Source organism: Aeromonas sp. 160P (assembly GCF_055193095.1).
The window spans coordinates 488,640-511,244 of the sequence record NZ_JBUXKV010000001.1 but is presented as its reverse complement, the minus strand read 5'-3'; the positions used below and the strand labels follow the sequence as shown (position 1 = coordinate 511,244).

18 protein-coding genes are annotated in these 22,605 nt (G+C 61.4%); 12 read left to right on the top strand and 6 right to left on the bottom strand.

Annotated features, from left to right (window positions below):
- Positions 1-71 precede the first annotated feature (71 nt).
- From ACY8FN_RS02490 to ACY8FN_RS02480, 3 genes are all read left to right on the top strand, one after another.
- Positions 72-1,499 carry a protein adenylyltransferase SelO gene (locus ACY8FN_RS02490; protein ID WP_463099143.1) on the top strand — a complete coding sequence of 476 codons (1,428 nt, stop codon included), beginning with the start codon at positions 72-74 and terminating at the stop codon, positions 1,497-1,499.
- Positions 1,500-1,509: 10 nt separating this feature from the next.
- Complete coding sequence (locus ACY8FN_RS02485; RefSeq protein ID WP_463099142.1) at positions 1,510-1,797, top strand: DUF3630 family protein; 288 nt, start codon at positions 1,510-1,512, stop codon at positions 1,795-1,797.
- Positions 1,798-1,956: 159 nt separating this feature from the next.
- The gene (locus ACY8FN_RS02480) at positions 1,957-2,631 is read left to right on the top strand and encodes a 7-cyano-7-deazaguanine/7-aminomethyl-7-deazaguanine transporter (RefSeq protein WP_042018319.1); all 675 of its coding nucleotides are present in this window, start codon (positions 1,957-1,959) and stop codon (positions 2,629-2,631) included.
- Between the two features lie 270 nt (positions 2,632-2,901).
- On the opposite strand, the gene rraA is transcribed toward ACY8FN_RS02480, so the two are convergent.
- Positions 2,902-3,387, bottom strand: a complete 486-nt coding sequence (gene rraA / locus ACY8FN_RS02475; RefSeq protein ID WP_042018316.1) for a ribonuclease E activity regulator RraA — start codon at positions 3,385-3,387, stop codon at positions 2,902-2,904.
- 146 nt (positions 3,388-3,533) lie between these two features.
- On the opposite strand from rraA, the gene ACY8FN_RS02470 reads away from it, so the two are divergent.
- Both ACY8FN_RS02470 and ACY8FN_RS02465 read left to right on the top strand, forming a co-directional pair.
- Entirely contained in the window at positions 3,534-5,387 is a 1,854-nt protein-coding gene (locus ACY8FN_RS02470) for a methyl-accepting chemotaxis protein (RefSeq protein WP_463099141.1), read from the top strand.
- A gap of 122 nt (positions 5,388-5,509) precedes the next feature.
- Entirely contained in the window at positions 5,510-6,160 is a 651-nt protein-coding gene (locus ACY8FN_RS02465) for a chromophore lyase CpcT/CpeT (protein WP_463099140.1), read from the top strand.
- 90 nt (positions 6,161-6,250) lie between these two features.
- Here the strand turns inward: ACY8FN_RS02465 and rpmE are convergent, their stop codons facing one another.
- Positions 6,251-6,466 (bottom strand): 50S ribosomal protein L31, encoded by a 216-nt coding sequence (rpmE, locus tag ACY8FN_RS02460; protein ID WP_033129027.1) that lies wholly within the window; start codon positions 6,464-6,466, stop codon positions 6,251-6,253.
- A gap of 147 nt (positions 6,467-6,613) precedes the next feature.
- Between rpmE and priA the strand changes: the two genes are divergently transcribed.
- Complete coding sequence (priA, locus tag ACY8FN_RS02455; RefSeq protein ID WP_463099139.1) at positions 6,614-8,821, top strand: primosomal protein N'; 2,208 nt, start codon at positions 6,614-6,616, stop codon at positions 8,819-8,821.
- Positions 8,822-8,885: 64 nt separating this feature from the next.
- Here the strand turns inward: priA and ACY8FN_RS02450 are convergent, their stop codons facing one another.
- Entirely contained in the window at positions 8,886-9,965 is a 1,080-nt protein-coding gene (locus tag ACY8FN_RS02450) for a hypothetical protein (RefSeq protein ID WP_463099138.1), read from the bottom strand.
- A gap of 251 nt (positions 9,966-10,216) precedes the next feature.
- Between ACY8FN_RS02450 and ACY8FN_RS02445 the strand changes: the two genes are divergently transcribed.
- The 5 genes from ACY8FN_RS02445 (at position 10,217) to dtd (ending at position 16,196) form a co-directional block, all read left to right on the top strand.
- Positions 10,217-11,650 (top strand): DUF2867 domain-containing protein, encoded by a 1,434-nt coding sequence (locus ACY8FN_RS02445; protein ID WP_463099137.1) that lies wholly within the window; start codon positions 10,217-10,219, stop codon positions 11,648-11,650.
- A 236-nt stretch (positions 11,651-11,886) separates the two neighbouring features.
- On the top strand, positions 11,887-13,113 hold the full coding sequence (locus tag ACY8FN_RS02440) for an aromatic amino acid transporter (RefSeq protein WP_139692037.1): 1,227 nt from the start codon (positions 11,887-11,889) through the stop codon (positions 13,111-13,113).
- Between the two features lie 267 nt (positions 13,114-13,380).
- Entirely contained in the window at positions 13,381-14,622 is a 1,242-nt protein-coding gene (locus ACY8FN_RS02435; protein ID WP_463099136.1) for a malic enzyme-like NAD(P)-binding protein, read from the top strand.
- Positions 14,623-14,799: 177 nt separating this feature from the next.
- Entirely contained in the window at positions 14,800-15,672 is an 873-nt protein-coding gene (locus ACY8FN_RS02430; protein ID WP_101326440.1) for a virulence factor BrkB family protein, read from the top strand.
- 86 nt (positions 15,673-15,758) lie between these two features.
- Positions 15,759-16,196: a D-aminoacyl-tRNA deacylase gene (gene dtd / locus ACY8FN_RS02425; protein ID WP_463099135.1), complete on the top strand. Its 438-nt coding sequence runs from the start codon at positions 15,759-15,761 to the stop codon at positions 16,194-16,196.
- Here the strand turns inward: dtd and ACY8FN_RS02420 are convergent.
- Complete coding sequence (locus ACY8FN_RS02420; protein ID WP_463101121.1) at positions 16,185-16,865, bottom strand: spermidine synthase; 681 nt, start codon at positions 16,863-16,865, stop codon at positions 16,185-16,187. The two genes, dtd and ACY8FN_RS02420, sit on opposite strands and share 12 nt — an antisense overlap.
- A gap of 289 nt (positions 16,866-17,154) precedes the next feature.
- On the opposite strand from ACY8FN_RS02420, the gene ACY8FN_RS02415 reads away from it, so the two are divergent.
- Positions 17,155-18,063, top strand: coding sequence for a bifunctional GNAT family N-acetyltransferase/hotdog fold thioesterase (locus ACY8FN_RS02415; protein ID WP_463099134.1), 909 nt, complete (start codon positions 17,155-17,157; stop codon positions 18,061-18,063).
- A gap of 55 nt (positions 18,064-18,118) precedes the next feature.
- Here the strand turns inward: ACY8FN_RS02415 and ACY8FN_RS02410 are convergent, their stop codons facing one another.
- Positions 18,119-20,242 (bottom strand): AsmA family protein, encoded by a 2,124-nt coding sequence (locus ACY8FN_RS02410; protein WP_463099133.1) that lies wholly within the window; start codon positions 20,240-20,242, stop codon positions 18,119-18,121.
- A gap of 143 nt (positions 20,243-20,385) precedes the next feature.
- Complete coding sequence (gene recG / locus ACY8FN_RS02405; RefSeq protein WP_463099132.1) at positions 20,386-22,455, bottom strand: ATP-dependent DNA helicase RecG; 2,070 nt, start codon at positions 22,453-22,455, stop codon at positions 20,386-20,388.
- Between the last annotated feature and the right edge of the window lie 150 nt (positions 22,456-22,605).

The following is a 22,605-nucleotide window of genomic DNA, read 5'->3' as shown; positions in this document are numbered from 1 at the left end:
AGTTAGCGCAAGCATGGCTGACGGCAGTATAAAGAGTGACAAGAGCATACGCAGGGACGAATGGCACAACCATGAAGCTGATCAACACTTTTGCGACCGAGTTGCCCTGGGCCTGTGAGTCGGTGGCCCCCCAGCCGCTGCAGCAACCCCGGTTGCTTCATCTCAACCGGGCTTTGCTGGATGAGTTGGGGCTGGGAGGCGTCAGCGAGGCTGACTGGATCGCCTGCTGTGGTGAGGGAAAATTGCTGCCCGGCATGCAGCCGGTGGCGCAGGTCTATGCTGGCCATCAGTTCGGCGGCTACAGCCCCCGCCTTGGCGATGGTCGGGCGCTGCTATTGGGTGAGCAGCTGGCCCCCAACGGTCAGCGCTGGGATCTCCACCTGAAGGGGGCGGGCAAAACCCCTTTCTCCCGTTTTGGTGATGGCCGCGCCGTACTGCGCTCCAGCATTCGCGAGTATCTCGCTTCCGAGGCGCTCCATGCCCTTGGTATTCCGACCACTCGCGCATTAGTGCTGGTAGGAAGCCAGGAGCCCATCTACCGCGAACAGGTCGAGACGGGCGCGACCGTGCTGCGTACCGCCCCCAGCCATCTGCGCTTCGGCCATCTCGAGTATTTCGCTTGGAGCGGGCAGGGGGAGAAGATCCCGCCGCTCATCGATTATCTGCTGCGCCACCACTTCCCTGAGCTGGAGAATGGCGCCGAACTGTTTGCCGAGGTGGTGCGCCGTACCGCGCGGCTGATTGCCAAATGGCAGGCGGCGGGCTTCTGCCACGGGGTGATGAACACCGACAACATGTCGCTGCTCGGTCTGACGCTGGATTATGGCCCCTACGGTTTTATTGATGCCTATGTGCCTGATTTTGTCTGCAATCACTCGGATCCGGCGGGGCGTTACGCGCTGGATCAGCAGCCTGCGGTCGGTTACTGGAATCTGCAAAAGCTGGCGCAGGCACTGGCGGGCCATGTGGATGGTGACGCGCTGGCTGCGGCGTTGGCTCAGTACGAACAGCAGCTGATGTTGCACTACTCCGAGCTGATGTGGGCCAAACTCGGGCTGGCGGTGTGGGAGGAGGATGACCCGGCACTGTTCCGCGAGCTGTTCCGGCTGCTGGCAGCTCACAAGGTGGATTACCACCTGTTCCTGCGTCGGCTCGGTGAGGTGATGGGAGAGGGGGCATGGCCCACGTCTCTGCTGGCGCTGTTGCCTGAGCCACTCCTCTGGCAGGAGTGGCTGGAACGCTATCGGGCGCGGCTGGTGCGCGAAGGAAGCGTGGATGCGGTGCGCAAGGGGCAGATGGATGCCATCAATCCCAAGTATGTACTGCGCAATGCGCTGGCCCAGCAGGCGATAGATGCGGCCGAGGCAGGGGATATGCGGCCGTTCGAGCGGCTGTTCGCCGCCCTGCAGCGTCCCTATGATGAACAACCCGAATATGAGGATCTCGCTACCCCGGCTCCGGCATGGTATTGCGGTGGTGAGCTCTCCTGCAGCAGCTGAGAGACAGGGAATGAGTTGGCAGATCAAACAGATAGATAATGAAGCTGGCGTGGTGACGCTGGATTGCCCGGTGCTCGACTGGGACAGGTTTCCGGTGTTGGTGCAGGCTTTGCTGCGAGAGTGGGAGCTGCAGCCGCTCGAGCAGGATGTGGGGGCCGACCGCCATAGCTGGCTGCTGGAGTTTGAAGGGAGTCAATTCAGGCTGGAGTATGAGCACTACAGCGGGTGCTGGCTGGCGGCGGTACGTCCGGCGGATCGGGAGGCACTGCTCTGGCTCGCCAGGCAACACAAGGGTTAACTATCGCCCGCAAGGCCAGCTCTGCTACTGGCCAATCCGGGCGAGCGCAATCGCATAAAGATTGAACTATCGGTTTTGGGGCGTATAATCTCGCCCCTCGATTATCGCCAATGGTGGCGGTATGGGTTCCCTAACCCCATTAACCAAAAAGGTCACAAGATGAATTTGACCCCTGCGCAGTACCAAACGGCGCTTGTTCGCCTGTCGTTGTTCCACATCCTGATCATTGCCAGCAGCAACTATCTGGTGCAGCTGCCGATCACCGTGTTTGGCTTCCATACCACCTGGGGTGCGTTCAGCTTCCCGTTTATCTTCCTGGCCACTGACCTGACGGTGCGGATTTTCGGTGCCGGTCTTGCGCGCAAGATTATCCAGACCGTGATGCTGCCTGCGCTGGTGGTCTCCTATGGACTCTCCGTGCTGTTCTTCGAGGGCAGTTATCAGGGCATGGGCAATCTGGCCGAGTTCAATCTGTTCGTGGCGCGTATCGCGCTGGCCAGCTTTATGGCCTATCTGGTGGGCCAGTTTATGGACGTGGTGGTGTTCAACCGACTGCGACTGATGAAAGCCTGGTGGGTTGCCCCTGCAGCTTCCACCCTGTTCGGTAATCTGGTCGATACCATCGCCTTCTTCAGTGTGGCCTTCTGGCGCACCACAGATCCTTTCATGGCAGAGCACTGGGTCGAGATCGCAACCGTCGATTACGTATTCAAGTTGCTGATCAGCCTTGGTTTGTTCGTGCCGCTCTACGGCGTCTTGCTGCGTTACCTCAGCCGCAAGCTGGTGGGCGAGGCCGGATTATCCAGCCTGCAAACGGCGACCCGACAAGCCTGATGAGATTGACCACCCTTCGCGGTGGTCAATTTTTTTGCACTTTTTGCAAATAGCGCTTGCTCATTTAAATGAGAATGATTATTGTTAACTTGTTTTCCGGGAAAGACTTCATTCGTTCCAACGTGATGGACTTCTTGTGAAGGCACGACATTGCTCACATTGCTTCCAGTTAAGGGCCAGTTTATCTGGCCCTCTTTTTTTGTCATTTTTCAGCAAGTTGCAGGCATAAAAAACGGGAGCCAAGGCTCCCGTCGTCACTCTGTCTGTGGCTTACTCGATATCGAGTGCCTCGGGGGAGAGGATCACCCCTGTGGTATCGGCATAGAGGTGGTCATCGGGCAGGAAAGTCACGCCACCGAAGTTGACCGGCAGATCGGTCTCCCCCACATCCTTGCTGTCGGCTCCGACCGGAATGGCTGCCAGTGCCTGAATACCGATATCCAGATCTTCCAGAATATCGACTTCGCGGACGCAGCCGTAGCAGACAATCCCTTCCCAATCGTTCTCGGCCGCCGTAGTGGCGATGTCGCTGTCGATCAGGGCGCGGCGCATGGAGCCACCGCCGTCGATCAGTAATATGCGACCGACCCCGTTCTCTTTAACGAGTTCACGGATCAGGCCATTTGATTCGAAGCATTTGACGGTGGTGATGACGCCGCCGAAAGAGGAGCGGCCACCGAAGGAGCAGAGCATGGGTTCAAGCACATCCACCATGTCCTGGTAGATGTCGCACAGTTCAGAAGTATTGTATTCCATAGTGTCAAATCCACGGCTGGAAACAGGTGCAACCAGTATAAGGAGTGGGGGGGGCATTTCAATGAATATTCCTTGTACAGGCAACCCGCCGCGGCTTTTCTGCTTAAGCTCAATGCAGTTCATCCTTTGTCTGTGTGAGGTCCACCGTGCTGATCCGTCATAAGTTGATCCTGAATACCGTGCTGGTTGCTGTCGCCATGATGGTGCTGAGTGGCCTGTTTCTTTACTCCAGTCAGGTTAATCGCCATCTGACCGATGCCCAGCGCAATGTGGACCAGTTGGAGATCGCCATGCTCAATCTGCGGCGAGCCGAGAAGGATTTCCTGATCCGCAAAGAGATGGCTTTTGCCGAACGTTTCAATCAGGGGCTGGCCGATTTTCATCAGCTGGATCAGAACATGAGCAGCGATGACAACCTTGCAGCTGCGCAGGGTGAGCTGGTCCGGCTGGATCAGCAGATGACGGCTTATGGCAAGGCCTTCAACGATCTGGTGGCACAACAGCAGAAGATTGGGCTGGGGCCGGAAGATGGCCTCTATGGCAAGCTACGGGCAGCAGTGCACGAGGTAGAAAATGGGCTCAAGCAGCTGGATCAGCAGGGGCTGCTCATCACCATGCTGCAGTTGAGACGGGCGGAGAAGGACTTCATGCTGCGCTCCGACATCCAGTATCTGGATCGCTTCGAGACTTTGCACAAGGGCTTTCAGGATAGCCTTACCGCCCTACCGGAGGCGGATCGCGGCAAGCTGGAGCAGGCCAGCCAGCAGTACCGGCAGGATTTTGTGGCCCTGGTGCAGGGGATGCAGGTGTTGGGTCTGAAAGACGATGAAGGGCTGCGCAACCAGATGCGCGAACTGGTACATCAGACCGAACAGGGGTTTGTTGCGGTCGACCGGCATATCGCCGACCAGCTGGAACAGCAGACCGCGCGCCTGAATCTGCTGATGCTGGTCTGCGGCGGCATCATCATAGTGCTGATCGGCACCATGAGTATCTTGCTGGGCCGTAGCATAGACAGGCCCATCTCGCGGGTAAATGACACAGTCAACCGTATCCGCCAGGACAACGACCTGCGCCTGAAGATTGAGTTGCAAGGGGCGGATGAAATGGCCCAGCTGGCGGGCAATCTTGACGTGATGCTGGGCGGGTTCCGCAACCTGATCGGTGACGTGAAACAGAGCGTGCACACCCTGACCGAAGCAGCCGATCACCTCTCGGCTAACGTCAAGCGCACCAGCGAGGGGGCGGCGCGCCAGTTGCAGGAGACCGACATGGTGGCGACCGCATCCACCGAGATGGGATCCACCATCGAGGAGATCGCCCGCAACACCGAGCAGGCGGCCAACAATGCTCAGGCCACCAACAACAAGGCGCAGGAGGGACGCACCGCGGTTGAGAGCACCGTCAGTCAGATCCGCTCGCTGGCGGGCAATCTGGAGATCTCGTCCCGAGAGGTGGGACAGCTACAAAAAGAGAGCGAGACCATCGGCTCTGTGCTTGACGTGATCCGCGGTATTGCCGAGCAGACCAACTTGCTGGCGCTCAATGCCGCCATCGAGGCCGCCCGGGCCGGGGATCAGGGGCGCGGCTTTGCGGTGGTGGCGGACGAGGTGCGCAGCCTGGCGATTCGCACCCAGAAATCGACTCAGGAGATTGCCGGTATCATCAGCTCCCTGCAAAAACAGACCGGCAGCATCGTCGAGGTAATGGCGACTTGTCGTGAGCAGGGCAGCCGCAGCGCGGAGCAGGCCAGCACCGCAGGGGCGCTACTGGGGCAGATCACCCAGGATGTCACCCTGATCATGGACATGAGCACCCAGATAGCGGCAGCCATCGAACAGCAGAGCCTGGTGGCCAACGAGGTGAACCGCAACGTCAACAACATCCGCGACATCGCCCAGGAGTCGAGCATCATGGCGGAGGAGAACGCCAGATCCAGTCAGGGCCTTAACGAGCAAGCTCAACTATTGAACAAGGCGGTGGCGAAATATCGGGTTTAGTGATCGGGCAGGTATCCTTGCGAGGTTTTTGTCCCTGAGTGGCAATGATTTGATCCTGATGGCTGTTATTGGGGGCATTCGCTCATATAATCGCCGCCATTATGATGATTCGGAAGGATTCGATGGCAAAGTTGCTGGTGGCTGCATTCGGGCTGCTCTGTTCTTGTCTGGTGTTGGCAGGTTCGGCGCCCCAGGCTACCCCACCCAAGCCCGGCATGGAGCCACTGCTCAGTTGGTTAAGCGGTGATTTTTCGAGCATGGAGCAGGCTGGTTATGATAGTCGCTTTACCAGCGCCGAGCTGCGACTGAGGGAGATCTGGCCCGGCTATCAGGGGTATCGCTGGGTCTATGCCGAACAATATCTGACCCTGCGTTCCATCCGTCCCTTCCGCCAGCGCATCTACCGCTTCTCACCCGCCCCTGACGGGCGGATCCTGATGGCCGAACTGACCATGCCCAGGGCTATCGACTTTGCTGGTGCCTGGCGTCAACCCGCTTTGCTCGACAGTTTGACCCCGCAACAACTCTCACTGCGTCACGGTTGCGAGATTTGGCTGAACCGGACGGCATCCGGTGAATACGCTGGTCATACCCGGGTGGGGCACTGTGCTACCGACTTTGGCGGGGCCAGCACGCTAGTGCAGCATATCTGGATTGGGCCGAATAGCATTCGACTGCTGGATCGCGCCTATGACAATCAGGGAGGGTCTCGCTGGGGCAGTCCGGGGGAAGGCTATGTCTATTTACGTCGAAGCAGCGAACGCGGACGTTAGCACCGGGTATCCCATCGGCTGGGATACGAAAATAGCGGGCATAAAAAAGGCGCCGATAGGCGCCTTTTTCAGAATTTTTCAGAAGTAAGATTACTTCTTGGCAGTCAGGCCACCAAAACGCTTGTTGAACTTGTCTACGCGGCCGCCGCTAGAAACTTCTTTCTGCTTACCGGTGTAGAACGGGTGGCATGCAGAGCACACGTCCAGGTTCAGATCTTTACCCAGGGTAGAGAAAGTGTTGATGACATTACCGCAGGAGCATTTGCAGGTGATGGCGACGTACTCAGGATGAATATTAGCTTTCATGGACAACCTCAATTAATAGGCCGTGTCGCCATCCGATCTCTTGTCGGACACCACACGATTGTTGAACACAGTTTCAAAGGCTGCGAATAATATAGGAAATGCCTGAGATCAGGCAAGTGGCTTCGCAGAAAAAATAGGCAACCCCTGGTGAATTGTTCCCAAATGCTGGATCTGGTTCGTGTCGCTGTCCCGGTACCGTTACGCCGTCACTTCGACTATCTCTCCCCTCTGCCATTACCGGCGCCCGGTTGTCGGGTCGAGATCCCCTTCGGTCCGCAGACTCTTGTGGGTTTGGTGGTGGATCACCCAACCGAGAGTCAGGTGCCTCGCAACAAATTAAAGCCCTTGAAAAGGGTGCTCGACACGACTCCTGTGTTGGGGGCCGACATCCTCGCGCTGATGAACTGGAGCGCCAACTACTACCAGCATCCGCTGGGAGAAGTGCTGCCTCATGCCCTGCCAGTGCTGGTGCGCAAGGGGGAGCCTGCCGCTTATCGGGAGCTGGAGTTCTGGTTTGCCACCGAGGCGGGGATGGCGATCGATCTCAACGAGCTCAAGCGGGCGGCCAAGCAGCAGCAGGCCCTCGCCCTGCTGCGCAAGGGGCCACAGACCCCATCCGCGCTCAAGCAGGAGGAGATCCAGAGTGCCGCCCTTACTGCGCTGGAGAAAAAGGGGTTGCTGGAGAAGCGCAGCTTGGAGCCCAGCCACGATAGTGACTGGGCAACCCGTTTTGACGCGGGGGAGGGGTTGCGCCTTAACAGCGAACAGGCGTTGGCGGTGGCGACGGTCACCAGCCAGAGCGACCAGTTCGGCGCCTTCCTGCTCGATGGTATCACTGGCTCCGGCAAAACCGAGGTCTACTTAAGCATCCTCGAGCCGCTGCTGCGGGCTGGCAAGCAGGCGCTGGTGATGGTGCCGGAGATTGGCCTCACCCCGCAGACCATCAACCGTTTCCGCCGCCGTTTCAAGGTGCCGGTGGTGGCGATGAACTCCGCCATGAACGATCGGGAGCGGCTCGACGCCTGGCTCGCCTGCCGCGACGGCGGCGCCGCCATCCTGATCGGCACCCGTTCTGCGGTGTTCACCCCGTTCAAGAACCTCGGCATCATCATCATCGACGAGGAGCATGACGGCTCTTTCAAGCAGCAGGATGGCTTTCGCTACCACGCGCGGGATCTGGCGGTGATGCGGGCCCATCGTGCAGGTATCCCGATCCTGCTCGGCTCGGCCACCCCCTCGCTGGAGACGCTGCACAATGCCCGCAGTGGCAAGTATCACCACCTCAGCCTGACCCGGCGCGCCGGCAATGCCCAGACCGCCCGTCAGGTGATTCTGGATATCAAGAACGTGCGGCTGCAGGCAGGACTCTCCCCCCAGCTGGAGCAGTTAATGGCGGAGCATCTGGCGGCGGGCAATCAGGTGATGCTGTTCCTCAACCGCCGTGGCTATGCCCCGTCCCTTATCTGCCATCAGTGTGGCTGGAGCGCGGCCTGCGAGCGCTGTGATGCCTGGTACACCTGGCATCAGGCCGGGCGACGACTGCACTGCCATCACTGCGACAGCGTGCGCCCGCTGCCCCACAGCTGCCCCGAGTGCGGCAGCAACGAACTGATTGGCTCAGGGGTGGGCACCGAACAGCTGGAACAGCTGCTCACCACGGTTTTCCCGCAATACCCGGTGGTGCGCATCGATCGGGACAACACCCGCCGCAAGGGGGAGCTGGAGACCCATCTCGGTGATATCAAGGCGGGCAAGTACAAGATCCTGATCGGCACCCAGATGCTGGCTAAAGGCCACCACTTCCCGGATGTGACCTTGGTCGGTCTGCTGGATGTGGATGGCGCCCTGTTCAGCGCCGATTTTCGCGCCGCCGAGAAGCTGGCCCAGCTCTACACCCAGGTGGCGGGCCGTGCTGGTCGCGCCAGCAAACCCGGGTTGGTGGTGCTGCAGAGCCATCATCCGGAGCACGCCCTGCTGCAGGATCTGACCCAGAACGGTTACGGCCACTTCGCCGATACCGCGCTGAAAGAGCGTCGCTTGTTGGGGCTGCCGCCATTTAGCTATCAAAGCTTGTTCCGGGCTGAGGCCACGGGCCGCGACGAGGTGCAGTTGTTTCTTACCCGCCTCGCCGATACCCTGCGCAGCGCCCGCTATCCCCATCTGCAGGTGCTGGGGCCCATCAGCGGCTTTATGGAGCGCAAGGCGGGCAAGTTCCGCATGCAGTTACTGGTGCAGGGGCCGAACCGGGTACCGCTGGCCCAGCTGCTGGATTGGGCAGTGAAGGAGCTGGAGGGCTGGCCGGAGACCAAAAAGGTGCGCTGGAGTCTGGATATCGACCCCACCGAGCTGAGTTGATGGTGCCGGAGCCGGTCGCTGACAGATCTCGTCAGCGACCGGGCTGCTGATTCCGTTTCAATGCTCAAACTCGCAGATCGATCTGCTGCACCCAGCCCCCCTTGCCCTGCTCGGTGAGGTAGAGGCCGGATTGGCGCAGCACCCCCTGATTGCCGCTCTCCCCCAGATGGGTGAAGGGGGTGTCGAGGGGGCGCAGCAGGATGGCGCCGATCTCCAGCTCCACCAGAGCGATGGGGGCGTGCTCCGGGTGCCAGAACTGCAGAGCTGAAAACTGGCTATCCCCCTCGTCCAGCACCCCGTTGCCATCCTCATCCAGGGTGGCCAGCTCGCCAAAGCCATTGCCGGAGCGGGCTCCAAACAGCTCGCCGCCATCGTCTATGGTGCCGTTGCCATTGCGATCCAGCGCCACAAAGCCGCTCCCTTCACGCAGGCCCGGCAGGTTGTCCTCTTTGCCATCCTGATCGATATCGAAAGTGACCCGCGCCTCGGTCAAGTCGGCGATCTTGCCATCCAGAGTGAGCACCAGCGGATCTTTGAGGGCATTGAGGGTGGTGCGCCGCTGGCTCACCTCCAGCTGACGCCAGTCGAGCACAAAGCCGAGATCCAGCTGCAGGGTCTGGCCATCCTGAGTCGCTACGCTGGCGGACGCCACCACCTTGAGCTGCTCCTGTTGCAGCAGGGTGTCCGTCACCTCCACCAGTTGATCCGGCTCGGCGGCCTGAGTGGCGGCGGCTCCTTGCATTACCCCTTCGCCCACCTCTGCTGCGGGTTTGATCGGCTTGGGCAGCTCGATTTCGTGGCCCAGCATCGCCTCGATCATCAGCTTGATCAGCCGTTGGCGGTTATCCAGTCCGTCATCGGGCATGCCGTTATCATCCTGTTTGACATCGGTCGGCGGGGGCGGGGCTGGCATCGCACCTGCCTGCTGGCTGGTGGCAGCTCGGTTGGTGGCTTGTAGCGTCAGAGCGCTGGCCTGCATCAGGGTGAGATTGGTTCGCGGCTCGTCAGATGAGGTGGCCCGTGCGCGGTTATCTGGCGGGTTGATGGCGGGGGGCACGGGCCCGAGGTTGCGCACCTTGCGGCTCTGGGCCTGTTGTTGCCGGTATTGCACCTCCCCCTGGAGGTCGTAGTGATCGATGCGCATACATTCGCCCTCGGCGCTATACATCTGGTCAGTTATCGACCAGTCGGTGAGCAGGGCTTAACACCAAATCGGACTAATCAGGGAAGTGGTTAGTACTATGTCGCAAGGTGGCGGCGTGGCAGGATGGCAAGAGGCTGGATGGTGGCGCTGTTGTTGAACATCTTCAAGGGTGTTGCGCTGCGTACTCTGGCTGACATGCGGCATCGGTGATGGCGCGTTGGTGATAAGCAACGAACATGAGGAGCGCGTGAATGCGTAACTGTCTGGTGATGGGGGCGGCAGGCTATATAGGTTCCTATCTGGTGCCCCACCTGCAAACCCTGGGTTACAGGGTGATTGCCGGGGCACGACGCCCTTGCCGACTGCCGGAGGGGGTGGAGTTTCGCCTCGCCGACAGCCTCAAGCCCATCACCTTGCTGCCTGCATTGGCTGGCATCGACACCGTCTTCTATCTGGTGCATGCCATGGGGGCGGGGGCCGATTTTCACCGGCTGGAGCAACAGGGGGTGAAGAACTTCGCCGCTGCCGCCCGCGCAGCCGGGGTGCGCCGCATCATCTATCTGGGGGCGATCCAGCCCGAGCAGTGCAACAGCCGTCATCTCAACTCCCGTCGCCACTGTGGCGAGCTGTTTCGTGAATCCGGCGTGCCGACGGTTGAGCTGCGCTCTGGCATCATCATCGGGCCCGGCTCGGCGGCGTTCGAGGTGATGCGGGATCTGGTGTTCAACCTGCCGCTGATGGTGACGCCGAAATGGGTACGCTCGCGCACGCCGCCGATTGCGCTGTCCAACCTGCTGCACTATCTGGGCGGGCTGGTGGAGGCCGACGAGGTGGATGGCCGTATCTTCAATGCAGTCGGCCCCGAGCTGCTCAGCTATCAGCAGCAGTTGCAGAAGTTCGCCGCCCATATCGGCAAGCGCTGCCCCATCATTCCCATCCCGTTTCTGAGCCCGCGTCTCTCCGCCTGGTGGCTGCAGTTTGTCACCTCGGTGCCGCAGCCGGTGGCCAAGGCGCTGGTAGGCGGCCTCAAGCACGACATTCCGGCCGATGACGGCCCGCTGCGAGCCCTGCTGCCGCAAACCCTGCTCAGTTTCGATGAGGCGCTGGCGGAGAGTCTGGCGCTGGAGCAACGGCTCGGTGCCGAACAACAAGGCCAGCAGACGCCGCTCGGTCTGCGCTGGCGCCATCCCGAATATGGTTTCTACGACCGTACCGCCAGTGGCGATGCCATCTGTCTCGCCTCGCCCAAGGTGGTGTGGGAGGTGCTGCAGCAACTGGGGGGTGAGCAGCGTTACTTCTACATGAATGAGCTGTGGGTGGTGCGCGAGTGGATGGATCACCTGATCGGCGGTCCGGCCCGCACCCGTGGCCGCAGCAACCCGGATCAGTTCGTCAAAGGGGACATGCTCGACTCCTGGCAGATCCTCGGGGTGGATGAGGGACGCAGGCTCGACCTGCTGTTCAACATGAAGGCCCCCGGCGTGGGTCGGCTGGAGTTCATTATTGTGCCGGAGGAGTCGGGCCTGACCCGGCTCAAGGTGACGGCCCACTGGCATCCGCAAGGGGCCTGGGGGCTGGCTTACTGGCTGGCCATGCTGCCGTTCCACCTCTTCATCTTTCAGGGGATGACCGAAGCCATCGCCAGACAGGCGGAGGCGAAAGCCGGCATTCCCGTGATGGATTGAGGGCAGGCCGCGCCCTCGTCCTATCGCCGAACCTTATCCATGTCAGACAGGAGCCGGGGCTGAAACGCCTGTTCGGCTCCTGCTCTTATGGCTCTTTGAGGCCGCCATTGCTGTGTGGAAGAGTCGCTCCTGCTGCCTTGCAGCCCGATATAGATGTGCGTCTTTCGGCAAAGACTGGCATCATGCCCCGGTATTTATGCAATTCAGGTGTGTAACTAATTAATAAAGAAGGAATTATGAAGAAAAAACCGTCAATTCTAGGGGGCGCCTGCATCATCGCCAGCGTCTGCGTGGGAGCCGGCATGCTCGGTTTGCCGAGTTCGGGGGCTGGCGCCTGGACCCTCTGGTCGATACTGGCGCTGACCGTCACCATGGTGATGATGACGCTGTCTGGCTGGATGTTGCTGGAGTCGTTCCAGCACTACGATATGCGGGTTTCCTTCAATACCGTGACCCGCGAGCTACTGGGGGAGAAGCTTAATCTGCTCAACAACCTCTCGGTCTACTTTGTCGGCGGCATTCTGATTTACGCCTACATCACCTCCTCCGGCGCCATCTTGCAGGGGATACTGGGGATCGACAGCAAGCTCGCTTCAGTGCTGTTTGTAGCGCTCTTCTCTACGGTGGTGTGGCACTCGACCCGTGCCGTTGACCGCATCTCTGTGGTGCTGATCGCCTTCATGATCCTCAGCTTCGCCCTCGGTGTGGCCGGGTTGCTCGGCAATATCAAGCTGCCAACCCTGCTCGATCTGGCGGGCAGCGAGAGTCGCTACGCCCCCTATGCCATGGCGATGCTGCCGGTGGCGCTCACCTCGTTTGGCTATCACCACTCGGTCGCTTCCCTGCGTGCCTACTACCAGAACGAGCAGCAGGCCAGATGGGCCATTCTGGGAGGAACCCTGATCGCGCTGGCACTCTACGTGCTCTGGCTGCTGGGGATCTTCGGCAACCTGCCCCGTCAGGACTTTGCTCCGGTGATTGCCAAGGGGGGTGACGTGAGCGTGCTGCTCTCTGCGCTATCCGGGGTGATTGAATCGGAGAAGGTGGCCAGTGCCATCAACGGCTTCTCCATGGCGGCCATCCTCTCCTCCTTTATCGGGGTCGGGCTCGGGGTGTTCGACTATCTGGCTGATCTGTTCAAGTTCGACAGCAGCCGCGCCGGTCGCAGCAAGACCTGGGCGGTCACCTTCCTGCCGCCGTTAGTGCTCTCCCTGCTCTTCCCGTTCGGTTTTCTGCTGGCCATCGGCTATGCCGGTGCCGCCGCCACCATCTGGACCTGCATCATCCCGGCGCTGCTGGTGCTGCGTACCCGGGCGCGGGCCGAGCGTGGCGAAGTGACACCTCACTTCGTCACCCCCGGCGGCAAGCTGATGGCCTGGCTGCTGATCCTGTTCGGATTGGCGACCGCGCTGTTCCACTTCCTGTCGATGGCGAATCTGCTGCCGGTCTATCTGGGCAACTGAGTCAGGTCTACAGCACTGACAGAAAGGGCGGCAAGGCCAACTTGCCGCCCTTTTTTGTCCTATTTTTGCCCAACTTTTTGCCTCACATAGCAGCATCTATAACTAAAGTGGTAGGCTTGAGTGGGGTAAGGTACTGAAATAACTGGTCTGATCTGGTTGCAGGCAGCATGATCTGCTGGGCATGCCCCCTGCTTTCTTTTATGATCCCCGCCCTTCTGCGTGCCCCATGTCGGCACCTCATTTGCACCAACCACATCGGGGTCCCCCATGTCCGATCTGCGTCAACAAGCTCTCGATTACCACGCCCAGCCGGTACCCGGCAAAATTGCCATCGCCCTGACCAAACCGGCCGAGACCGCCCACGATCTGGCGCTGGCCTATAGCCCGGGTGTCGCCGAGCCGGTGCGCGAGATCGCCGCCAACCCGGCCGATGCCTACCGCTATACCGGGAAGGGCAATCTGGTGGCCGTCATCTCCAACGGCACCGCCATTCTGGGTCTGGGCAATCTGGGGCCACTGGCCTCCAAGCCGGTGATGGAAGGCAAAGCCTTGCTGTTCAAGCGCTTCGCCGGTATCGACGCCATCGACATCGAGGTGAAGCACGAGACCAGCCAGCAGTTTATCGACACGGTAGCGGCCATCGCCGATACCTTCGGCGGCATCAATCTGGAAGATATCAAGGCGCCGGAGTGCTTCGAGATTGAAGAGGCGCTGATCGCCCGCTGCGACATTCCGGTGTTCCACGATGATCAGCACGGCACCGCCATCGTCACCGCAGCCGGTCTGCTCAACGCGCTGGAAGTGCAGGGCAAGCTCATCAGTGACAGCCGCATCGTCTGCATGGGGGCGGGGGCTGCTGCGACCGCCTGCATGGATCTGCTGATCAAGTGTGGTGCCAGGGCGCACAACATCTTCATGCTGGATCGTCAGGGGGTGATTCACACCGGCCGCAGCGATCTCAACAAGTACAAGCAGCGCTTCGCCAACGAGACCCCGTTGCGCACCCTGATGGATGTCATCGAAGGGGCTGATGTGTTTGTCGGTGTCTCCGGCCCGGATGTGCTGCCCGCCGAAGCGGTCGCCCTGATGGCGCCGAACCCGGTGATCTTCGCCTGCTCCAACCCGGACCCGGAGATCAAACCGGCGCTGGCCCACTCCGTACGCAGTGACCTCATCATGGGCACCGGTCGCTCCGACTACCCGAACCAGATCAACAACGTGCTCTGCTTCCCCTTCATCTTCCGCGGTGCCCTCGATGCCCGCGCCAGCCGCATCAACGATGCCATGAAGATCGCCGCAGTCGAGGCGATCCGCGGTCTGGTGAAGGAGCCGGTGCCGGTCGAGGTGCTGACCGCCGCCGGGGTGAGCGCGCTCACCTTCGGCAAGGATTACGTCATTCCCAAGCCGATGGATGCTCGCCTGCTGCCGCGGGTCGCCCGCGCCGTGGCGCTGGCGGCGGTGGCCTCCGGCGTTGCTCGCACCGAGCTGCCAGCGGACTACATGCTATAATCCAGCGTTGCGAACGGCCCCTTTATCGGGGCCGTTTTTGTTGCTGCATCCCGTGACAGCCCAAGGCGCAGCTTGTAGAGAAAATGGGCGGATATGGCGGCAATCCGGGGTCAAAGGTGGCCAAACAGCGCGCCACTCTGACACAATGGCTGCATGACGACGCTTACGAGAATCAAGATGCAGCAGCAAATCAGCGGCCGTTTGGCCCACGCCCTCTCCTTTGTGCGCCATGATGGTCGCCACTTTGCCCAGTTTGTCTGGGGCCGTTTCCAACAGGACAGATTGACGGTCACCGCCGGTTATCTGGCCTATGTCACCCTGCTTTCACTGGTGCCGATGATTGCCGTGGTGTTTGGCATGATGTCCGCCTTTCCGGTGTTCCAGAGCCTCAAGCAGGCGATGGAGCAGTTCGTCTACCACAACTTCGTGCCGACCGCCGGAGACATGCTCAAGGAGTACATCGACGGCTTCGTCGCCAACGCCACCAACACCACTGCGGTGGGGATCGGGGCGCTGGTGGTGGTGGCCCTGATGTTGATCTCCGCCATCGACAAGAACCTCAACTACATCTGGCGCTCGACCCAGAGTCGCCCGCTGGCGCAGGCGTTTGCCATGTACTGGATGATCCTGACCCTGGGGCCTGTGCTCATCGGGGCCAGCATCGCCATCTCCTCCTACATCTTCTCCCTGCGGCTGTTTGGCGCCGAGAGCCTGTTCGGCATCGGTTATCTGCTGCTGCGGGGCTTGCCGTTCCTCTTCTCGGTGCTCACCTTCCTGCTGGTCTATACCGTGGTGCCCAACTGCAAGGTGCGGCTGATCCACGCCTTTATCGGCGCGTTGCTGGCTGCCACCCTGTTTGAGCTGGCCAAGCGCGGCTTTGCCATCTACATCACCAACTTCCCCTCCTATCAGGCCATCTATGGCGCGCTGGCGACCATTCCTATCCTGTTCGTCTGGGTTTATCTCAGCTGGCTGGTGGTGCTGTTCGGTGCAGAGGCGACCGCCTGCCTCGGTGAGTACGAGAAACCGGCCAGTGAAGAGCCGGGCTAAGCCATCGCCTTGGCCACCGGTTTATTGGTAGCATCGACGACCGCCCCTGTGAGGGGGCGGTCGTTCTGTTTTCAGAGGAGAGGGATGTGATTGCATTGATTCAGCGGGTCAGCGAGGCCAGCGTGACCGTCGAGGGCGAAGTGACCGGTGCCATCGGTCAGGGGCTGCTGGTGCTGCTCGGGGTGGAGCAGGGGGATGACGAGGCCAAGGCCGACAAGCTGCTGCACAAGGTGAGCGGCTACCGGGTCTTCAGCGACGAGAATGGCAAGATGAACCTCAATGTCAGCCAGATCGGCGGCAGCCTGCTGGTGGTCTCCCAGTTTACCTTGGCGGCCGATACCAAGAGCGGGATGCGCCCCAGCTTCTCCTGCGGTGCTCACCCGAGCGAGGCAGAGCGGCTCTATGACTACTTCGTAGCCAAGGCGGCAGCCAGCGGCATCCCGACCGGAACCGGCCGTTTCGCCGCCGACATGAAGGTGGCGCTGGTCAACGACGGCCCGGTTACCTTCTGGCTACAGGTCTGAGGTTTCTGCATCCCGTGGCGTGACGTGGACGATCACGTTGATGAGCCCCGCGACCGGATAAGGGGTGGCCGGGCCAATCCACTGCTCTATGAGTGTCAGGGCATGGGTTAGCTCAAGCTCGGTGCGCGGCAGCAGGTTGATGACCAGGGTGCCGCAGAGGCGGGGGGCCAGCGCCCGGTAGAGCCGCTCCTGAAACAGCAGCAGCGGGTTGCCATCCTGACTGAACAGATCGAGCAGGATGAGGTCGTACTGCTGCTCGCTCTGTTCGAGAAAGGCCAAGGCATCGGCCTGATGGAGTGCCGGAGTGGCGCGCCCATCGCGCTCCTGATGCTGGAAAAACTGCTGATAAACGGTCAGCACCTCTTCGTCGAGGTCAACGCACTCGTGGCGCGCATCTGGCCAGCGCTGGTTCAGATGGCGGGTGAGATCGCCGCCACCCAGTCCCAGTTCGAGGATCCGGGTGGCCTGTTCCGGCAACAGACAGGCGATGACCCGCTGATGGGGCAGACAGAGGGCGGCAGGGTCGGCGAGCGACATGGCGGATTGCACCACGCCGTCTATCTCCAGCCAGCGATGGTGGCTATTTTCCTGTACCGTGAGGCGGCGCTGGGGTTTGACGCTCAGGTGCAACAAGTGATCGGCTTGGTACGCTTGCAGATTGAAGTCCATGAATTTGCACGGCAAGATGGTTTCCGGCCAGTGTAACTCAAGGATGAAACTATGTACCGGGTAGTCACCCCCCAAACGGCAGCCGAGCCGGGTACTGACTGCAAGCTGCGCTGGAAACGTCTGTGTAAGCCCTTCCATCAGCCAGTCGGCGCAAACTCAAGGATCGCTTTATGTATCGGGTAGTCACCCCTCAGACTGCAGCCGAGCTGGGTACTTACTGCAGGCTGCGCCGGGAACTTCTACGTAAGCTCTTCAATCTGCCAGTCGGCGCAAACTCAAGGATGAAACTATGTATCGGGTAGTCACCCCACAGACAGTCGCCGAGCTGGATGCCTACTACCAGTTACGCTGGGAACTTCTGCGTAAACCCTTCAATCTGCCAGTCGGTTCCGAGCGGGATGAATACGACAGCGTCGCCATTCACCGGCTGATGCTGGCCCCCGATGGCACCCCCATCGCGGTAGGCCGCCTCTTTATCGGCGGCGACGAGGCGCAGATCCGCTTTATGGCGCTGCGCCCCGAATATCGCGGCCAGGGGCTGGGGGCCCAGATGGTGGAGGATCTCGAGCAGCTGGCCCGCAGCGAGAAGGTGAAGCGGCTGGTGATGAACGCCCGTCAGGAGGCGGTGGAGTTCTATCGCAAGTGCGGTTTTCTCGAAGTGGGGGGCGGCCCCGTCTCCTTTGGCCGCATTCCCCATCGCCAGATGATCAAATCCCTGAGCCCGTTGCAGACCATCCAGTATCGGCCGGAGTGGTGTCAGGATCTCACCACCCGCTGGTCGCGCGGGGTGCCCATCAGCGAGAAGATGGGGATGCACATCAGCCACTACGACGGCCAGACCTTCCACCTCAAGGCCAATCTGGCGGCCAACTTCAACGTGCACGGCAGCATGTTTGCCGGCAGTGTCTACAGCCAGTGCGTGCTGGCGGGTTGGGGTCTGATCTGGCTGCAACTTAAAGAAGAGGGGCTGGTGGGCGAACCGGTGCTGGCCGAGAGCACCATCAAATATCATGGCCCGGTCGATGAAGAGCCGGAGGCGCGGGTGGCCCGCGAGGGGATGCCCGCTGTGCTGCAGCCGCTCAAGCGGGGCGAACCTGCCACCTTCAGCCTCAAGATCCAGCTGTTCAGCGGCAGCAAGCTGGCGGCAGAGTTCTGCGGCCACTACGTGGTGCAGCCGCCCCGCCGTCCGGGTCAGTAACCGCCCCCGTTGCTCCATCAAACAACAAGGCCTCATCATGAGGCCTTGTCTGTTTTTACCCTTGCTGGCTGTCGCTTGTTTGTCCGGCTTGGGTCTGCACTTGGGTTTGGGCTTTCGGCGCGGGGGCCGGTCGCCAGAGCGGGGCACTGTTGCCTTGCGGCGGATAGCGTACTCCCACCTCCCAGCCGCAGGCGTCCTGCTGCTGCGGGAAGCTCCAGGCTAGCGTGGGTGCAGTCAGCGGTCCGCGCCACTGGCCGAGCAACTCGGCGCAGCGGTTGCCGTTGAGCACCCCCAGATCGAGCTGCCACTGCTCGTTGACCAGATCGATCCCCCCTTGCAGCGCCAGCAGATGGGTGATGGTAGAGGCGCCAGCCTGCTCAATCTGCAGTTGCCCCTTGTCGATCTTGCCCTGCAGCTTGATGCGGTAGAAGGGGGTATCACCCCCCTGCATCCCTTGCCACAGCTGATCCGGCGTCAGGACGGGCGGGGTCGCCCCCTTGAACCACTCATCGAGCAGCGGGTCTATCTTCACCTTGTCCCAGAACGGCTCGTCGGCATCGAGGGCAAAGCTGCCCTGCAGGGTCTGGCGCCACTCGCCCGCTGCCTTACCGTGTTCGGCTTGCAGGTCGGCACTCAGATCCGCCTTGCCGGCAAAGGAGGCGGGAGATTGAGACAGGGGGCGGAATATCTTGCCCCACTGCTGCAGATCCAGCTTGGTCGCCTGCAGTTGCAGGCGGCTGCTCTGGCCCGGCTCGCGGCCCCACTGGCCACTAAGGCTGAAGGTGCCCTCATCCGGCAGCGAGCTGGTGAGCTTACCCAGTTGCCATGAGCTGGGGGTCAGCTCCCCATCCAGCTCGCCGTTGCGGGCGCTGAGACCATCCCACACCAGCTCGAACCACTTGCTCTCGATGCGGGCACGGCCGAGCAGCGGGCCGGGCTGGTTGCCGCGCAGGGCGAGATCGCTCAGGTAGAGCTGCCAGCCGGTCAGTGACAGGGGTAGGGTATCGTCAAAGGAGAGCACCTTGAGCTTGTCGAACGCCAGCTTGCGAATATCCACCTGCTGCGGGCGCCAGCTCTGCCAATCCTGCCACCACCCCTGCGGCAGGCTGATATCCATGCCGCTCAGCGCCACGTCTTTCAAAGTCAGTTTCTGCTGTTGGCTATCGAGGGAGAGCTCGACATTGAATGTCCCCTCGTAGGCCTTGCCCTGCAGTTCGCCATCGATCTGCTGGGGGGAGAAGGCGAGCTTGCCCTTGATCTCTTCCAGCTGGAACAGGCCGCGCCCCATGTCCCCCAGGGTGCCGGTCAGATAGCCGGTGGGCTGGCTGCCCGCCTGCCAGTTGAAGGCGGTGAGCTGGCCGCTGAAGTTGTTGAAGGAGAGCTCCTGATTGATGTCGTTGAGGCTGACGCTGTCCAGCTGGCCGCGATCCAGCGACACGCTTTGCAATGGGAAGCGCTGCGGGAAGCCTTGCTGCGTCAGATCACCCAGCTCCACCCGCATGCCGCGCGCCTTGAGGTCGTGCAGTTGCAGGGTGCGGGCGGGCCAGTCCAGCACCATGCCGGTCTCCAGCAGGCCGTCGAACAGGTTGGTCACCAGCTTGTCGGTGCGCAGCACTTCCCCCTCCAGCCGTCCTTGCAGATTGAGGCGGGCGAAGGTGAATTGCGGGGTCTCCAGCTGGCCGATATTGAGGCTCAGGTTGGCCTGTGGCTGCCGTTTCGGGTCGATCAGCTCCCAGTCGCTCAGGGTGGCATTGAGGCCGCGCAGGGTCAGCTCGCTGCTCTCCAGACTGAGGCGATCGATAGTGCTGTCGCTGATGGTGAGGGAGTGCACCGGCAGGCTTGGCAACTGGTTGGGCAGCGGCAGCTTGATGGCGGGGCGAATGAGATCGAGATGGGCGATGCGCACGTCGCGGCTCAGCCAGTCGATGCTCTCGATCTCCAGATAGAGCTTGTCGAGGGAGACTGCATCGCCGTAGCGCACCTGCTCCGCCAGCAGGGTGTAGGGGTGAAGCGGGTTGAATACCAGCCGCCCTATGGTGACCGGCACGCCGGTCTGCTGGCTGATCCAGCTGGCGATGGGACCTTTGGCGCGCTCGGCGTCGAACAGCCCGAGGGCAACCCAGACCAACAGCAGCAGGAAGGCGAAGGTGTAGAGCAGGCCGCGTAGCCAGGAATTCATGGATGCTTTCCTCCTGTTTTGGGGTTTGTTGTCAGGCGTTTGAGTAGTGGTCCCACAGACCGAGCCAGCGCCGTATCAAGGGTTCGACATGGTTCGGATGACTATCCATCAGGCAATGTGTCCATCTTCTGCATCTGCCTCGGTCAGGCATTGGAATAGTGATCCCGTAAGCCGAGCCAGCGGCGGATCAGCGGTTCGACATGGCTCGGATGACGGTCCATGAGGAAGCGTGCCATCTTTTGTACCTGCGGAATCAGCGGCTGGTCGCGCACCAGATCGGCGATCTTGAGGTCGGCAAGACCGGTCTGGCGAGTGCCGAGCAGTTCCCCCGGGCCGCGCAGTTCCAGATCGCGCTGGGCGATCAGGAAGCCATCATTGGTCTCCCGCAGCACCCCGAGTCGGCTCTGGGCCGTCTTGGACAAGGGGGCATGATAGAGCAGCACGCAGTGGGAGGCCACCGATCCCCGGCCAACCCGGCCGCGCAGCTGGTGCAGCTGCGCCAGCCCCAGTCGCTCCGGGTTTTCGATGATCATCAGGCTGGCGTTGGGCACATCCACCCCCACCTCGATGACGGTGGTGGCGACCAGCAGTTGCAGTATGCCCGCCTTGAACTCCTCCATCACCCGTTGTTTCTCCACCGGCCGCATCCGGCCGTGCACCAGCCCGATATGCAGGCCGGGGAGCTGGGCTTGCAGTTCGATGGCGGTATCCTCGGCGGCCTGACACTCCAGCACCTCCGACTCCTCGATCAGGGTGCAGACCCAGTAGGCCTGCTTGCCCTCGGTGCAGGCGAGCTTGACCCGTTCGATCACATCGCCGCGACGGCTGTCGGGCAGCGCCACCGTGGTGATGGGGGTACGGCCCGGCGGCAGCTCGTCGATGACCGAGGTATCGAGGTCGGCATAAGCGGTCATTGCCAGGGTGCGGGGGATGGGGGTGGCAGTCATGATCAATTGATGGGGATGGACTCCTTCACGCTCCCCTTTTTCGCGCAGAGCGAGCCGCTGATGCACCCCGAATCTGTGCTGTTCGTCGATGATCACCAGCGCCAGACGCTGGAACACCACCTGCTCCTGAAAGATGGCGTGGGTGCCCACCACCATCTTGACCCTGCCATCGGCGATGGCAGCCAGCGCCTCCTCCCGCGCCTTGCCTTTCTGTTTGCCAGCCAGCCAGCCGACTCCGATGCCGAGCGGCTCCAGCCACTTGGCGAAGTTGATGGCGTGCTGTTCCGCCAGCAGTTCGGTCGGCGCCATCAAGCCTACCTGACAGCCGTTGCCGATGGCTTGCAGGGCGGCCAGCGCTGCGACCAGGGTCTTGCCGGAGCCCACGTCGCCCTGTACCAGCCGCATCATGGGGTGGCTCTGCTGCAGATCCTTACTTATCTCTGCCACCACCCGGCTCTGGGCGCCGGTTGGCTTGAATGGCAGGGCGCCGAGTAGCTGTTCAACCAGCGCGGGCGCCGGTTTGAGGGCGCGGGCCAGCTGGGTTTGTGCCTGAGCGCGCACTTTCAATACCGAGAGGTTGTGAGCCAGCAGCTCTTCCAGCACCAGCCGTTGCTGGGCCGGGTGCTGGCCGCTTTCCAGCAGCGGCAGCGCCACCGAGGGGGGCGGGCGGTGCAGCAGGCGCAGGGCGGCGGCCAGTTCAATCTGGTGGGGATAGAGTCCGGCGGGCAGCAGCTCCTCGACCCCGTAGAGGTCGAGCTGGGCCAGCGCCTGATCGGTGAGGTTGCGCAGGGTGAGCTGGCGCAGCCCTTCGGTGGTCGGGTAGACGGGGGTGAGCGCCTCTTCGGTCTGGCCCGCTTGCTCCTCGCCGAGCAGCTTGTACTCGGGGTGGGCCATCTCCAGCCCGTATTTGCCGGGGCGCACCTCGCCAAAGCAGCGGATCAGCCGACCCGTCGCCAGACTGTTCTTCTGGGCGGCGGTGAAGTTGAAGAAGCGCAGGGTGAGGGTGCCGGTGCCATCGCTGATGCGACAGACCAGCATGCGGCGGCGCCCCATCACCAGCTGAGTGTCCTGGATTTCACCCTCGACGGCGCCATGCAGCCCGGGTGGCAGATCGCCGATGGGCCACACCTGGGTGCGATCCTCGTAGCGCAGGGGGAGGTGGAACAGCAGATCCTGTACCGTGGCCAACCCCAGTCGCTCGAGTTTTTCCTGCATCTTGCTGCCGACGCCCTTGAGGCTGTCGAGGGAGATTTTATCCAATTTCATCAATTAGATGCCCAAAAACACTGTAAATATGTCCAGATGATAGGGGTTGTTGCTGGCCCGATGCAAGCCGAGTTGCTGCTGGCAGGGCCGCCGCTGCGGGGAAAACGGCGCATACAACAAAGGCCTGCCGAAAACGGGAGGCCTTTGGGT